Genomic DNA, 13,503 nt, shown 5'->3' on the forward strand with positions numbered 1-13,503 from the left:
TTTCGGCATGAAATTCTTCCCGCAAAACACCTTGTGGACCCAAAAAGAGAATCTGTCTGCTTTTCGTCTCAGGGAAAGCTGCAAATGACTTTTCTCACTGGACACTGACATGGCCTGCAGGTACTCTATAGGAAAGAGGGGCACCGGTTCCGTATCCGCTCTTTCCCTGCGGATAGCATCTGCATAACCGTAGTCTCCCAGTCGTTTCTGTATTGTCCGCCGGATGCAAAACCGGATTTTGCGTCCTGTTTCCAAACCGATATGGAAGGAGCATTCTATGCGTACCATGAAAGCGGCCGTTTTCGTCAAACCCGGCAAAATCGTACTGGATGAAAAACCCGTCCCCAAAGCCGGTCCCGGCGAAGCGCTGGTCAAAATCACGACAACCACCATCTGCGGCACCGATGTCCATATCCTGAAAGGGGAATATCCCGTCAAACCGGGTCTGACGATCGGGCATGAACCGGTCGGTGTCATCGAGGAACTGGGGACCGGCGTGACCGGATACAGGATCGGACAGCGCGTTCTCGTCGGTGCCATTACTCCCTGTGGCCAGTGTTACGCCTGTCTGGACAACCATTCGTCCCAGTGCGGCGGTCATGGGGCCTATGGCTGGAAAGCGCTGGGAGGCTGGAAATTCGGCAACACGATCGACGGCTGTCAGGCCGAATATGTGCTGGTGCCGGACGCCATGGCCAATCTGGAACCGATTCCGGACGATCTGACCGATGAACAGGTACTGATGTGTCCGGATATCATGAGTACCGGTTTTTCCGGCGCGGAAAGCGGCAAGGTCAAGATCGGGGATACGGTCGTGGTTTTCGCGCAAGGGCCGATCGGTTTGTGTGCCACGGCGGGAGCGAAACTGAGAGGGGCAACCCGCATCATCACGGTTGACGGTATTGCAGAACGGCTGGCGATTTCGAAACGGATGGGTGCGGATATCACCATCAATTTCCGGGAAAAGAATCCGATCGACGAAATCATGAAAATCACCGATGGAAAAGGGGTGGATGTCGCCATCGAGGCGCTGGGTACCCAGCAGACGTTCGAAAGCTGCCTGCGTGTTCTGAAACCCGGCGGTGTTCTTTCCAGCCTGGGGGTCTATTCCGGACAGTTGACCCTGCCGGGAGACGCATTCGCTTCCGGACTGGCCGACCAGACCATTGTCACGACACTGTGTCCGGGCGGCAAGGAGCGCATGCGCCGTCTTCTGAACGTGGTCGAAAGCGGACGCGTCGATCTGAAACCGCTGGTTACGCATCGTTTCCGGCTTGACCAGATCGAGGAAGCGTACGACCTTTTCGCCAATGCCAGAGACGGTGTCCTGAAAATCGCCATCACTCCCTGATTTATCTCAATTGTCGTCTTCCGGCCGGATTGTATCCTGCAATTCGGCCGGATTTTTTGACCTTCCCCCATTCCGATCCGTTTTCACCCAGCGAAACCACAGCCGGGACAAGTCTCCCGAAGGGAAGATTTTTTCACGGCCGGCCCGGCAACCGGATACCCGCTATCCGGCACAACCAAGGAACGACCATGAATAAAAGACCACCGATCACCGTAACGACGCATGACTACGAACGGCTCGAACAGATGCTGCGAAATCCCCGGTACAAAAACATTCCGGGTATCGAAAGCCTTCAGGACGAACTGGACAGGGCCAATGTCGTGGAACCCGACGAGCTGCCGGAAAACGTGATCGCCATCAATTCCATGGCCCGTTTTGTCGATGACTGCACCAGCGACCAGTATGAAGTCACTCTGGTCTATCCGGACAAGGCGGACGGTGTATCGAACATTTCCGTCCTCGCTCCGGTCGGAAGCGCGCTGCTCGGCATGTCCGTCGGCCAGTCGATTCCCTGGCAGGTTCCCGGAAGACAAAAACTGCATCTGAGAGTGCTTGACGTCAAATCACCGGACTGAAACGGAAAATCATGGGATCTGCCAAAAATCCCGTCTTTCGCCTGAATTCCGGCATGTTTGCCGATGTTTCCGGTAAAGACTTCAAGATCCCGGAAAATTTCCCCAAAAATTTGAAAGGACACGACATGAACGAATCGAGAATCGCACTGGTAACCGGCGGCAACAAAGGAATCGGATACGAAATCTGTCGCCAGCTCATGCGCAGGGGTTGTCATGTCCTGCTCGGCGCACGCAATCGTTCGGAAGGCGAAGCGGCAGTCGCCGCGCTGACAAAAGAAGAAAAGGGCGACATCGGATTCATCACCATCGACCTGAACGATCCTCGTACATTTTCCATAGCACAGGCCGACATTTCCGGCCGGTTCGGAAAACTCGATATCCTGGTCAACAATGCGGGCATCGTACCTGACGGCGATTACAAGGTGTATGACGTTCCCGTTCGTATTCTGAAAGAAACGTTCGATACCAATTTTTTCGCGCTGGTGGAACTGACACAAATCATGTTGCCGCTGATCCGGAAAAGCCCTGCCGGCCGGATCGTCAACCAGTCCAGCATTCTGGCTTCCCTGACAGCCCAGAGTCTCCCGGATTCCCCTCTGAAACAGGGAAAGTCATTCGCTTACAACGCCAGCAAAACAGCCGTCAACGCCTTCACCGTCCATCTGGCGGATTTTCTGAAAGGAACACCGGTGAAAGTCAACTCAGCCCATCCCGGCAGTGTCAGGACAGCCATGAACCCCGGAGGCAATCTGGAGGATTTTGAAGGAGCCAGAACCGCTGTGGCATTGGCCATGTTGCCTGAAAACGGCCCGAGCGGCGGATTCTTTTACCTCGACACGCCTCTGCCCTGGTAATCACCCGAAGGAACGTAACTGCCAGAAAAATCCTGCACGGCGCCCTTCATCCGGCCAAAGGCACTGCCCGCCGGATACGTACGCCCGATACGGACGGATTCGCACGACAAGTAAATATCATGTCAGTAATGGTATCTTCCGCCTCTCATGTAATGACGGGAACGGTCGAACTGGCGACAGGACCTTTCCTGTTCACGTTGCAACCTTTGCTGGCTGTCATAGAGACGTTCCTGCTGGCGCTGCATTTGCTCGTAACCGGGATAGCTGTTCCGGTACCGGGGAATGGGATTGGAAAAATTATACTTGTATTGCGGTCGATAAGCCATGATCACGGTAATAGCCGTAGCGTCCCGCCTGTGCCGGAACGGACAGCATCAGGACGCACAGCGCGGTGGCCATGACAATACCTTGCCTGAGACAAAGCATCGCATTCTCCTGTCCGGATCGGTATCGGAAATCCTGTGTCAGGATATCCCGGCTTTCCATTCCCGGCCGGATATCCGTACGACCCATTCACGCATTCGGAACAAAAGCCGTTTTTGCAAGGCAAAAGTGTTCCGGAAAAAACACGGAATACTTCAACACACTTCCCGAATATCCGAAACCGGCCTGTTACTGTTCATCATGAAAAAACGGGAACAGGCAATACGCGATAGAATTTCCCATAAAAACCGGCCGGCTTTTCCTGACGATCGCTTCACGATTTTCCGGTCCATCCCGGAAAATCACCCGGATTTTCCGTCAGTCCCAGTAATGATGCCGACCATCCTGTATATAACAAGGCCTGCCTGAATCGCGGTACCGCTGCACGCGATCACGCGGTATGTCCCGGTTTTCATTGTATTCCTCATCCTGCCCGCGCCGGTTGCGGTACGCACCCCGATCATCGTCATCATACCGGTACGCTCCTCCGTTATGATGATACGAGGGACCGCCATCATAATAATCATGGTAAGACCGGCAATGAGCACCGGCCTGCAACGGCGCCAAAATAGCAAGACTGACCAGAACCGATACACCGGCAAAAATACTGTGCTTGAAACGGGCCATGACTTTCTCCTGTCTTGTCATTGCGATATGATTGTTACGATACGCCAAAATCTTATTCAAATCAAACACATCCGGAATTTCACGGAAAACGTGTACCGGTTCGCCATGTTTTCATGACAGCCGCTTCCGGGCATACCGTTCCGGTTTCGGCTGACGTATTTCTCCCGAAAGAAGCACAAAAAGAGACCCATTGCCGGAAAGTCAGGGTAAGATTGTCCCGCCGTTTGGGCCTGTCGAATTTTCGAGGAGAACAGGATGCATTACCGTCATATTGTATTCGATCTGGAAAACACGCTTGCCGATCCCGGAATGACCGAAACAGGCCATACCGGAAACCTGTCCGGGCGGTTTTCCGCCTGCACCGGTATCCGGCCACTTTTGCAGGGTCTCAATGCCATGCACTATACGGTGGGCGCCATCACGTGTCTGCCGGAAACAGAAGGAACGGCACTGCTTGAGAAAACCGGTCTGGCCCCCTGTATCTCCCGATTCATCCACGCGGAAAATACCGACGGAAAAACCGCCTGTCCACTTGAACGCTATCTGGAAGAACCGGGAATACAATGCCGTGACATCCTGTTCGTCACTGCAACGGAAACAGGATGCCGGATGGCCGGAAAAACCGGTATCGATTGCGTTCTGGCCGAATGGTGCCACCGTGAAACGGTGACGACAGATGCTTCCGTCACGCGTCTGAAACGTCCGGATGATCTGGCCGTTTTTCTGGGAAAACCCGGCAAAAACATTCCCGATCCCTGGCTTTCCTGGGCGATCGAACTGCAATTCATCGCCCAGGCCGGGCAAACCTATTCCCGCGATCCGTTCGATCTGGAACGTTTCGGCCGGATCAGGGAAATCGCGGCCGAAATCATGACGGCCAAATCCGGTCTGGAAATGGAAACCGTCAAAAACCTGTTTTGCAACGAATCGGGATTCCAGACCCCGAAACTGGATACACGGGCTGCCATATTCGAGAACGGGAAGATACTGCTCGTACGGGAAACCGCCGGAAAATGGTCGCTTCCCGGCGGATGGGTCGATGTTGACCAGTCCATTGCTTCCAACACCGTCAAGGAAGTGAAAGAAGAAGCAGGGCTGGATGTGGAACCGGTCCGGCTGATCGCCGTACTGGACGGAAACAGGAAACAGCCCAGACATTACGCTTATGGCATCTGCAAGCTGTTCGTATTGTGTCAGGCGAAAGGAGGGCGGTTTTCCGCCAATCATGAGACATCGGAAAGCGCGTTTTTTTCCCTGGACAACCTTCCTCCGCTTTTCACCGAAAAAAACACGGAAGAACAGATCCGTATGTGCTTTCTGGCGGCCGCCGACGAAAAATGGCAAGTGATGTTCGACTGACGGCAATCGGCCGGCCCGTTTCCCGGACCGGTATTTCCCCTTGCAGGCCAACCTTTTCGCGGATCGTGGAGCGTCCCTGCCTTCCGGATCCGGACACACGGCGGAAAAACAACCGTTTACTTTCCCATACAAAACACTTGACGATACATAATACACTTCAGACCGTTGCATGCCGGTGGAAAATCCTGTCGCAACCGGTATTGCGTGGGCAATCCCGGCCTGACAGATCCGCCGGGCAGTGGCGAACCGGCACATTCCTGCTTCCGAAAATCCGGACGTTTCCGGCATATCAAATCATGTGGATAATCAGAACCTATATCGTCACCTTCAGAAAATTCGACGATTTCGGCGGGCGGGCGAACAGGGCGGAATTCCGGAATTTCAGCATCGTATCGTTCGTCATCCAGTTGTGCTTCCCGGTGATCGGCGCATTGTCACCCGTCGGCTACCTTTTCGAAAACGTCTTTTCGCTGGTTCCGCTCGTGCCCGCCGTCAGTCTTGTCGTCAGACGTCTGCATGATACCGGAACGAACGGATGGCTCGTACTGCCGGGTCTGGTCCCGTTCCTTAATTTCCTCATCCTGTACCTGCTTTTTTTCTATTACAGCGATCCATACGACAACGGCTATGGACTTCCGCCGGACCGACAGGTCAAGGAATCCGTTTCTGCCCGGAAACAGGTATAACGGATGCCCGATCAGCCGATACCGGAAAAATCCCGGCTTGAGCGATCCGGAAACTGTCACGCCTGGAAATTTGTTGCTAAACTTTCCCGGTTGAAAACCGGACGGAATTGTCATGAAGAAATGGTTTGCCGCCTATGGCCTGATTTTCTACCGCTATCTGGACTACCGGGGACGTTCTCCACGATCGGAACTCTGGAACTTCATCATCAATACCCTGCTGATTCAGCTGGCCATCCATGTTTTTGCCGGAAAAAGCATCGTTTCGTTCATTTTCCACATCGTCGCCATGATCGCACTGGCTGCGCTGATCGTCCGCCGGTTCCACGATATCGGATATTCGGGCTGGTACCTGCTGACGATATTCGTCCCGTTCGTCAATTTCATCGCTCTGTTCGTGCTGCTGTTTTTCAAAAGCGCACCCGGAGAAAACCGCTACGGCCCCCGGCCACCGCCCGCAAAATAAATATCAGTGATGGTCGTTCCAGCGTTTCAACGTCGGGAAAAACGCTCTCATGAGATGACGTGCCTCATCCCGTGTCATGCCTTCCTGCGAGGCGAGATGGGGCGCGCAATGCTCGATCATCTGGTCCATCGTCATGTCCGACGTGAATTTTCCGTGGTTGTAACAGTAACTGCAATAATCCGTATTGGTCGTGCCGTTGGCGTTTTTGCCATAAACGATATCGCGGTCCGACATCGGCATGCCGCACGACTGGCAACGTTTTTCATTTTCCATGGCAAAGATCCTCTCGTCAGTCTAAATGTCCATCACGGATCATTCCGGTCGCCCCGGAAGAACACCTCTATATAAAAAAGCATTGAAAAGCGTTATTTCAGCCATTCATTTCTTTTTATATCATATTTCCCGCAAAATTCATCCAGAACGGATATTTCCGTGAAGACAGCAGGTGCATTCGCTATAATGGCCTTTTCCTTAAACAAGCGTTTTGCCATGTCTCATTCACCCGAACTGTTACTGCCAGCCGGTTCCATCGAAAAAATGCGGGCCGCCTACGATTTCGGCGCCGATGCCGTGTATGCCGGTCAACCGCGTTACAGCCTCCGTGCCAGAAACAATGAATTCTCGACGCTGGAAACGCTGAAAGAGGGAATCGACGAAGCCCACCGGCGCGGCAGAAAATTCTACGTCGCCAGCAATATCTACGCGCACAACGCCAAACTGAAAACCTATCTGGACGATATGGCCCCCGTTGCCGACATGAAGCCTGATGCCCTGATCATGGCCGATCCGGGCCTGATCATGATGGTACGGGACAAGTGGCCCGACATTCCCGTTCACCTGTCGGTACAGGCCAACGCCATCAACTGGGCCGACGTGAAATTCTGGGAACGCATCGGACTGACCCGTGTCATCCTGTCGCGGGAACTGTCACTGGATGAAATCGCGGAAATCCGCCAGCGGTGTCCGGACATGGAACTGGAAGTATTCGTGCACGGCGCGCTTTGCGTCGCCTATTCGGGCCGGTGCCTGCTGTCGGGCTATTTCAACCACCGCGATTCCAATCAGGGCACCTGTACCAACTCCTGCCGCTGGCGTTACAAAATCGCCAACGCGACGGAAGACGCCACCGGAGACATCGTGCCGCTGGACATGGTGCAAATCATGGCATCGGAACAAACCCTGCCTTCCGCACTGGGCGACATGCCCCGCCATCCGGCCGCCGACCGGGTCTATCTGATCGAGGAGGGAAAACGGGCCGGCCAGCTTCTTCCCATCCTGGAAGACGAGCATGGCACTTACATCATGAATTCGAAAGATCTCCGCGCCATCGAACATATCGGAAGACTTGTCGAAATCGGTGTCGATTCCCTGAAAATCGAAGGACGCACCAAATCCATATACTATGTCGTCCGGACTGCCCAGGCCTACCGCAAGGCCATCGATGATGCCGTGGCCGGCCGGCCATTCGATATCTCCCTGCTGGGCGCCCTCCAGGGACTGGCAAACCGCGGCTATACCGACGGCTTCTACAAACGTCACCACACCCGGGAATACCAGAACTACATGACCGGTGCATCCGAACTGCACAACAGCCACTATGTCGGCGATATCGTCTCCACCAAAGACGGCTGGGCCACCGTTCTCGTCAAGAACCGTTTTTCGGTCGGCGATATACTGGAAGTTTTCCACCCGCAAGGCAACACCGTTGTCCCGCTGGAAAAAATGACCAGTGAGGAAGGGGAAACCATTTCCGTCGCACCGGGAAGCGGCCATCGCGTCCGCATTCCGCTGGACGCACGGTACAATGGCGCTTTCATCGCACGCCGCCTGAACAGGGAAGGCGACACCGCAAACGGAAACAGCACATTATGAGACAGATCGTACTCGATACCGAAACAACCGGCCTGTATGCCGACAATGGCGACCGAATTGTTGAAATCGGCTGCGTGGAAGTCCTGAACCGCCACGTCACCAAAAACCATTTCCATCAATACATCAATCCGGAACGCGATTCCCACCCGGACGCTCTGGCCGTGCACGGGCTGACGACGGAATTTCTGTCCGACAAGCCGAAATTCGCCGAAATCGCCCGGGCTTTCTGCGATTACATCCGCGGTGCCGAACTCGTCATCCACAATGCACCGTTCGACGTGGGTTTTCTGAATGCCGAACTGGCCAGACTCGATCTGCCTCCCGTCGAAGAACTGGTCGCCTGCGTGACCGACAGTCTCGTCAAGGCCCGCGACATGTTCCCGGGCCGCCGGAACTCACTGGACGCGCTGTGCGAACGGTTCGAGATCGACAATACCCACCGAACGCTGCACGGAGCGCTGCTCGACGCAGAACTGCTCGCCGAAGTCTATCTGGCCATGACACGCGGACAGGAAACGCTCGAAATCGAGAAACTGACTCTGGCCGATGAAGAAGAAGCGGCCCGGGGCAAGCCGCTTTCAGCCTTTCAGGTCATGGTGCTATCCCCGACAGAAGAAGAACTGGCCAAGCATGAAGCCGTGCTGGACGACATCGAAAAGAGCAACAAGGGAAAACCCTGCGTCTGGCGCATGGAAGACATCGCCGAAGTCACGGAAGCGAAGGAAGTGACGTAAGCGAAAACTTCAACCTTCATTTTCGACGACACGACGAAGCAGCGTCCTCAAATTCACTTCCTTCTGCCAGCAGGCATGTTCCTCATTGCTGGAGGCCAGCCGTTTCATCTCGTCAAGATCTGTATCGAGCTGGCTTTTCAGAAGCCGTTCGGCAACACCGGCATCGGGATGGATACATCCGAAAAAATTGACGATATCGCCATACTGGATAAGAAGACTCGGAAAATTCTCGATATCGATTTCACCCAGAAGTTCGGCATGATCCTCGATATCGATCCACAGAAAAACAATGTCCGGATATTTTTGCGCCAGCGACTCGAATGCCGGCCGCCATCCGCGGCAGGCCCCGCACCAGTGGGCGCAAAAGCAGGCAACGATCCATGAACTGTCCGTCAGGGTCACGTTCAGAAGTGGATAATCCGGTTCTTTGAGCTGTGCGAACGGCATAATGGCGGCAAACGGAACAAAGCGGTAAACTTGGGGTTGCTATTTTAACGTAAGCCTGAAGGCAATGGCACAGTTTCCGGCAACGGAAACCTTGTCCATCCGCAAAAACGGGACAAAAACAACGCGTTGCCGTTCGGGCATTCCGGTGCGAGGAAACGGTATCTTGGACATCCGACCCTATCGGGGGCGTTTCGCCCCGTCGCCGACCGGCGAACTGCATTTCGGCTCACTGGTAGCCGCCGTCGGCAGCTATCTGGACGCCAGGGCGAACGGCGGCGAGTGGATCGTCCGCATCGAAGATGTCGATACCACACGTTGCCATCCCGAATTCGAGACCTCCATTCTCCGGACACTGGAAGCCTACGGATTCGAATGGGACGGGCCAATCGTTCGCCAGTCGGAACGGACCGCCTATTACCGGGAAGTGTTCGAGATCCTGAAAAGGGAAGGGTTCGTCTACGGATGTGCCTGTACCCGGAAAGAAATCGCCGACTCGGCAATCGGGACCGACGGCGCCCCCGTTTACCCCGGTACCTGCCGTAACGGTCTTGCACCGGGGAAAAAGGCCCGTGCCTGGCGCCTGAAAGTTCCGGATATGACAATCGAATACCACGATGCGATACAAGGGCACCAGTTCCAGAACCCCGGTCGGGACGTCGGTGACTTCGTCCTGTTGCGTGCCGACGGTCTTTTCGCCTATCAGCTGGCCGTCGTGGCAGACGATATCGGACAGGATATCAGTCATGTCGTGCGGGGTGCCGATCTGTTGGCGTCCACCCCCCGACAGATCTGGTTGTATCGGTGCCTGAAAAAAGACATTCCCGCCTACGCGCATTTGCCGCTCGCCGTCAATGAAGCGGGAGAAAAGCTCTCGAAACAGACCCGCGCCCGGCCCGTCGGAACACACGACCCCGTCGCACGGCTTGTGGAGGCCATGCGTTTTCTCAACCTTCATCCCGAAAAAACGTGGCACTCTCTGCAAGATTTGTGGAACTGGGCGATAATGAACTGGTCAATTGGAAATGTGCCTAAAAGACAGACGACAAGAAGTCCCGACTCAACCTATCAGGAGAAAAAACATGATCGTTAAAGACCAGGAAGGCATCAAGGAAATACTGAAGAACAACCACGTAGTCGCCATTGTCGGCTATTCCGCCAACGAGGAAAAGGGGGCGCATTATGTGCCGAAATTCCTGAAAGAACACGGTTATCAGATCGTTCCCGTCAATCCGACCGTCACCGAAGGACTGGGAGAAAAAGCCTATGCTTCCCTGAAAGACATTCCTTTCCCGGTCGATGTCGTCGACTGTTTCCGCCGTCCGGACGCCATGCCGGAAATCGCCCGTGAAGCGGTCGCCATCGGAGCCAAGGTATTGTGGATGCAAAAGGGCATCGAAAACGAGGAAGCCGCCAAAATCGCCAGCGATGCCGGCCTAAAGGTCGTTTCCGACCGTTGCATGCTGGAACAGTACACCGAGCTGTTCCTGAAATAAACCCGTTTTCGCCGGTACTGCCGTCTCTCCTGCAAACGCGGAGAGACGGGATCGGATTTCCGGTTCCTCCCAAAACACCTGACGGTATTTTCGCGGCTGCCGGAACGTTGGCTGGCGGCCCTTTCCGCTTCTCAGGCAAGGGAAAATGCCGTCCGGTATTGCCCTGAATGCATCTGCAAGGAAAACGACATGCTTGTGAAAGACCCTCAGGAAATCAGAAAAATACTGGAAGAAACGAAAACCATCGCCGTCGTCGGCTTTTCCGACGATCCCGGAAGAGGAGCCGCTTATTATGTGCCAAAACACATGCACGAAGCGGGTTACCGGATCATTCCGGTCAATCCCGGCCTGACGGAAGGACTGGGGGAAAGATGCTATCCCTCCCTTGGAGACATTCCGGAAAGCATATCCGTCGATATGGTGAATTGCTTCCGGCGACCCGAATTCATCCCCGATATCGCCAGACAGGCTGTCGCCATCGGCGCGAAAGTGCTCTGGATGCAGATGGGCATCACCAGCGCGGAAGCGGTCGAAATCGCGTCGGACGCCGGCCTGAAAGTCGTGCAGAGTCTTTGCCTCATGAAAGAATACAACCGGCTGTTGGGATAAACGCCTTCTTGCCGGTCGCGTCGCACACCGGAAAAACGGCAGCAGTCCGCAATGCCAAAACGGATTCTCCTGCCGGACTTGAACCTTCCGTCCAGATGACAGACGAAACGAAAATCAATAAACCACTTCATAAAATCACGGCAATATCATGATTGAAAAGTGAAAATTCTTTCGCTTCCTGAACCGGCTTCCGGGTTCCCGTCCCGTTTTGTGGCCGACTGTCTGCGGCGTTGTACATAAAGAACATGGACATGAAGAAGAGGGTTGCCAGTTAATCCGATTTCAGATAATCTTATTCCGGATTTTGAAGAGGAACCGTTTCCGGATACCGGCCATGATTACCGATGAAATTTTTTACCGTCATTTCACCCTCGTCCAGCAGGAAAACCGCATCTACGCCGAATGGTGCAAAAAGCGCGGCATATCGTATACCTGGCTGATCATTCTCGATACGATGCTCAGAGCAGAAAAGGACATCGAGCCGGCCATGCTTTCCGGCACGCTTTTCATTCCACGCCAGACCATCACAAGCCTTCTGGACCAGCTTGAGAAAAACGGACTGATCCGCCGTGAACCGCATCCGGCCGACCGCCGCAGAACCAGGCTGTATCTGACAGAAAAAGGACACGATACCATTACGGCCATCCTGAAAGAACTGGCCGTCCATGAAGACGCCGTCATCGATGAGATCTCACGTGAAGAAATGGCGACCTTCAACCGGATCTATTCAACGATCGTCGAAAAACTGCAAAAGAGGCTTATCCATGACAAGTAACCCCGTGACAACCGATATGACCACGACATCTCCCGAAACGGCCAAAACGACAGGTCACGGACATGCCACCCGGTTTGTTTTTCTGGCACTGGGACTGGCCATTTCTGCCTGGGCAGTACTCGTCCCGTATGCCAAGACGCGTCTGGCCGTCGATGAAGCCGTTCTGGGTCTTTTGCTGCTTCTGATCGGTTCCGGCGCCATCTTGTCGATGCCGTTCGCCGGCTGGCTGACCAGCAGATACGGATGCCGCCGGACACTGGTCGTTTCCACCACCGTGTTCATGCTGTCTTTGATCGCGCTGGCCTTTGTTTCCTCACCCTGGTCGTTCGGCATTTCCCTGTTTCTTTTCGGTGCCTCGTCAGGCGTGGTGGACGTCGCCATGAACATTCAGGCCATTCTTGTCGAAAAGGAACGCAACCGCAGCATGATGTCCGGGTTCCACGGCATGTACAGTATCGGTGGTTTTTTCGGAGCGGTCATACTTTCCCTGCTGCTGAAAACGGGACTGTCTCCACTGGCCGCCACATGCTGTCTGTGCATCACCCTGATCGTACTGCTCATGGCCGTTTTCGCACGATACCTGTTTCCGTACGGCAATGAAGGAAAAAGCCGTTCCTTTTTCGTTTTTCCAAAAGGCAGTATCCTCCTTTTGGGACTGCTGTGCTTCATCATGTACATGGGTGACGGTGTCGTGCTCGACTGGGGAGCGCTTTTCATGACGACCACCAAGGCAGTCGCTCCCGACACGGCTGGCCTCGCTTTTGCTGTTTTTTCCGTCGCCATCTCGACAGGACGCCTGTTCGGCGACCGTCTCGTGGAATGGCTCGGCATCCGTAAAGTCATGACGGCAAGCAGTATCATCGCGGCAGCCGGGTTCGTCTGCGTCATGGCGGCCCCCTCGACGATCACGGCTTTTGCCGGATTCATCATCGTCGGACTGGGCGCGTCCAATCTCATTCCGATCCTGTTTTCCATCGCGTCCCACCAGAGAATCATGCCAGTCAATCTGGCCATTTCTTCTGTCACAACGCTGGGTTATCTCGGTCTTCTGGTCGGTCCGCCGATGATGGGATTCATCGCTCATGCCAGCAGCCTTTATGCCGTTTTCGGTATCATTGCCGTCTTGATGATTTTTGTCGGAATCGCATCGCGCAAACTGCACAACCTCTGACGAAAATTCCCCGAATGGAAACGGGCGGACACCCTGTCCACCCGTTTCCTTTTCCGGAAAGGCT

Annotated in this window: 17 protein-coding genes; 13 read left to right on the plus strand and 4 right to left on the minus strand. The window is 54.5% G+C overall.

What is annotated here, in order from left to right; genetic code table 11:
* The first annotated feature begins 277 nt into the window (after positions 1–277).
* The 3 genes from NB647_RS06510 (at position 278) to NB647_RS06520 (ending at position 2,780) form a co-directional block, all read left to right on the plus strand.
* Positions 278–1,351 carry an NAD(P)-dependent alcohol dehydrogenase gene (locus NB647_RS06510; protein WP_269263801.1) on the plus strand — a complete coding sequence of 358 codons (1,074 nt, stop codon included), beginning with the start codon at positions 278–280 and terminating at the stop codon, positions 1,349–1,351.
* A gap of 188 nt (positions 1,352–1,539) precedes the next feature.
* Entirely contained in the window at positions 1,540–1,926 is a 387-nt protein-coding gene (rnk, locus tag NB647_RS06515; protein ID WP_269282501.1) for a nucleoside diphosphate kinase regulator, read from the plus strand.
* A 125-nt stretch (positions 1,927–2,051) separates the two neighbouring features.
* Positions 2,052–2,780, plus strand: a complete 729-nt coding sequence (locus NB647_RS06520) for an SDR family oxidoreductase (RefSeq protein ID WP_269282503.1) — start codon at positions 2,052–2,054, stop codon at positions 2,778–2,780.
* A 122-nt stretch (positions 2,781–2,902) separates the two neighbouring features.
* Here the strand turns inward: NB647_RS06520 and NB647_RS06525 are convergent, their stop codons facing one another.
* Positions 2,903–3,106, minus strand: coding sequence for a hypothetical protein (locus NB647_RS06525; protein ID WP_269282505.1), 204 nt, complete (start codon positions 3,104–3,106; stop codon positions 2,903–2,905).
* Between the two features lie 415 nt (positions 3,107–3,521).
* A complete protein-coding gene (locus NB647_RS06530) occupies positions 3,522–3,830 on the minus strand; it encodes a hypothetical protein (protein WP_269282506.1) in 309 nt (102 codons plus the stop codon).
* Positions 3,831–4,085: 255 nt separating this feature from the next.
* On the opposite strand from NB647_RS06530, the gene NB647_RS06535 reads away from it, so the two are divergent.
* From NB647_RS06535 to NB647_RS06545, 3 genes are all read left to right on the plus strand, one after another.
* The gene (locus tag NB647_RS06535) at positions 4,086–5,189 is read left to right on the plus strand and encodes an NUDIX hydrolase (protein WP_269282507.1); all 1,104 of its coding nucleotides are present in this window, start codon (positions 4,086–4,088) and stop codon (positions 5,187–5,189) included.
* A gap of 296 nt (positions 5,190–5,485) precedes the next feature.
* The gene (locus tag NB647_RS06540) at positions 5,486–5,875 is read left to right on the plus strand and encodes a DUF805 domain-containing protein (protein WP_269282509.1); all 390 of its coding nucleotides are present in this window, start codon (positions 5,486–5,488) and stop codon (positions 5,873–5,875) included.
* Positions 5,876–5,987: 112 nt separating this feature from the next.
* Complete coding sequence (locus NB647_RS06545; RefSeq protein WP_269282511.1) at positions 5,988–6,338, plus strand: DUF805 domain-containing protein; 351 nt, start codon at positions 5,988–5,990, stop codon at positions 6,336–6,338.
* A 3-nt stretch (positions 6,339–6,341) separates the two neighbouring features.
* Here NB647_RS06545 and NB647_RS06550 read toward each other — a convergent pair whose 3' ends face one another.
* The gene (locus NB647_RS06550) at positions 6,342–6,611 is read right to left on the minus strand and encodes a zinc ribbon domain-containing protein (RefSeq protein ID WP_269263809.1); all 270 of its coding nucleotides are present in this window, start codon (positions 6,609–6,611) and stop codon (positions 6,342–6,344) included.
* 216 nt (positions 6,612–6,827) lie between these two features.
* Here NB647_RS06550 and trhP point away from each other — a divergent pair, with 216 nt between their 5' ends.
* Together trhP and dnaQ are read left to right on the plus strand one after the other, a co-directional pair.
* Positions 6,828–8,210, plus strand: coding sequence for a prephenate-dependent tRNA uridine(34) hydroxylase TrhP (trhP, locus tag NB647_RS06555; protein WP_269284750.1), 1,383 nt, complete (start codon positions 6,828–6,830; stop codon positions 8,208–8,210).
* Positions 8,207–8,944 (plus strand): DNA polymerase III subunit epsilon, encoded by a 738-nt coding sequence (dnaQ, locus tag NB647_RS06560; protein ID WP_269263810.1) that lies wholly within the window; start codon positions 8,207–8,209, stop codon positions 8,942–8,944. Before trhP ends, dnaQ begins: the two co-directional genes overlap by 4 nt.
* A gap of 9 nt (positions 8,945–8,953) precedes the next feature.
* On the opposite strand, the gene NB647_RS06565 is transcribed toward dnaQ, so the two are convergent.
* Positions 8,954–9,391, minus strand: a complete 438-nt coding sequence (locus tag NB647_RS06565) for a thioredoxin domain-containing protein (protein WP_269282513.1) — start codon at positions 9,389–9,391, stop codon at positions 8,954–8,956.
* Positions 9,392–9,560: 169 nt separating this feature from the next.
* On the opposite strand from NB647_RS06565, the gene gluQRS reads away from it, so the two are divergent.
* The 5 genes from gluQRS to NB647_RS06590 all read left to right on the plus strand — a co-directional run bounded on the left by gluQRS (position 9,561) and on the right by NB647_RS06590 (position 13,439).
* Positions 9,561–10,481 (plus strand): tRNA glutamyl-Q(34) synthetase GluQRS, encoded by a 921-nt coding sequence (gene gluQRS, locus NB647_RS06570; RefSeq protein WP_416143584.1) that lies wholly within the window; start codon positions 9,561–9,563, stop codon positions 10,479–10,481.
* On the plus strand, positions 10,471–10,884 hold the full coding sequence (locus tag NB647_RS06575) for a CoA-binding protein (protein ID WP_269279132.1): 414 nt from the start codon (positions 10,471–10,473) through the stop codon (positions 10,882–10,884). The genes gluQRS and NB647_RS06575 overlap by 11 nt, the downstream gene beginning before the upstream one ends.
* Before the next feature lie 189 nt (positions 10,885–11,073).
* Positions 11,074–11,493 carry a CoA-binding protein gene (locus NB647_RS06580; protein ID WP_269263814.1) on the plus strand — a complete coding sequence of 140 codons (420 nt, stop codon included), beginning with the start codon at positions 11,074–11,076 and terminating at the stop codon, positions 11,491–11,493.
* 334 nt (positions 11,494–11,827) lie between these two features.
* Positions 11,828–12,268: a MarR family winged helix-turn-helix transcriptional regulator gene (locus tag NB647_RS06585; protein ID WP_269282517.1), complete on the plus strand. Its 441-nt coding sequence runs from the start codon at positions 11,828–11,830 to the stop codon at positions 12,266–12,268.
* Complete coding sequence (locus NB647_RS06590) at positions 12,258–13,439, plus strand: MFS transporter (protein ID WP_269282519.1); 1,182 nt, start codon at positions 12,258–12,260, stop codon at positions 13,437–13,439. Before NB647_RS06585 ends, NB647_RS06590 begins: the two co-directional genes overlap by 11 nt.
* Positions 13,440–13,503 lie beyond the last annotated feature (64 nt).

It is taken from the genome of Oxalobacter aliiformigenes (genome assembly GCF_027116575.1).
GTDB lineage: Bacteria > Pseudomonadota > Gammaproteobacteria > Burkholderiales > Burkholderiaceae_D > Oxalobacter > Oxalobacter aliiformigenes.

Excerpts from the sequence above, each read along its gene's own strand:
- NB647_RS06550 (WP_269263809.1), bottom strand. The coding sequence starts at position 6,611 with ATGGAAAATGAAAAACGTTGCCAGTCGTGCGGCATGCCGATGTCGGAC.
- rnk (WP_269282501.1), top strand. The coding sequence starts at position 1,540 with ATGAATAAAAGACCACCGATCACCGTAACGACGCATGACTACGAACGG.
- trhP (WP_269284750.1), top strand. The coding sequence starts at position 6,828 with ATGTCTCATTCACCCGAACTGTTACTGCCAGCCGGTTCCATCGAAAAA.
- dnaQ (WP_269263810.1), top strand. The coding sequence starts at position 8,207 with ATGAGACAGATCGTACTCGATACCGAAACAACCGGCCTGTATGCCGAC.
- NB647_RS06585 (WP_269282517.1), top strand. The coding sequence starts at position 11,828 with ATGATTACCGATGAAATTTTTTACCGTCATTTCACCCTCGTCCAGCAG.
- NB647_RS06525 (WP_269282505.1), bottom strand. The coding sequence starts at position 3,106 with ATGGCTTATCGACCGCAATACAAGTATAATTTTTCCAATCCCATTCCC.
- NB647_RS06510 (WP_269263801.1), top strand. The coding sequence starts at position 278 with ATGCGTACCATGAAAGCGGCCGTTTTCGTCAAACCCGGCAAAATCGTA.
- NB647_RS06530 (WP_269282506.1), bottom strand. The coding sequence starts at position 3,830 with ATGGCCCGTTTCAAGCACAGTATTTTTGCCGGTGTATCGGTTCTGGTC.
- NB647_RS06520 (WP_269282503.1), top strand. The coding sequence starts at position 2,052 with ATGAACGAATCGAGAATCGCACTGGTAACCGGCGGCAACAAAGGAATC.
- NB647_RS06580 (WP_269263814.1), top strand. The coding sequence starts at position 11,074 with ATGCTTGTGAAAGACCCTCAGGAAATCAGAAAAATACTGGAAGAAACG.
- NB647_RS06540 (WP_269282509.1), top strand. The coding sequence starts at position 5,486 with ATGTGGATAATCAGAACCTATATCGTCACCTTCAGAAAATTCGACGAT.
- NB647_RS06565 (WP_269282513.1), bottom strand. The coding sequence starts at position 9,391 with ATGCCGTTCGCACAGCTCAAAGAACCGGATTATCCACTTCTGAACGTG.
- NB647_RS06575 (WP_269279132.1), top strand. The coding sequence starts at position 10,471 with ATGATCGTTAAAGACCAGGAAGGCATCAAGGAAATACTGAAGAACAAC.
- NB647_RS06590 (WP_269282519.1), top strand. The coding sequence starts at position 12,258 with ATGACAAGTAACCCCGTGACAACCGATATGACCACGACATCTCCCGAA.
- NB647_RS06535 (WP_269282507.1), top strand. The coding sequence starts at position 4,086 with ATGCATTACCGTCATATTGTATTCGATCTGGAAAACACGCTTGCCGAT.
- NB647_RS06545 (WP_269282511.1), top strand. The coding sequence starts at position 5,988 with ATGAAGAAATGGTTTGCCGCCTATGGCCTGATTTTCTACCGCTATCTG.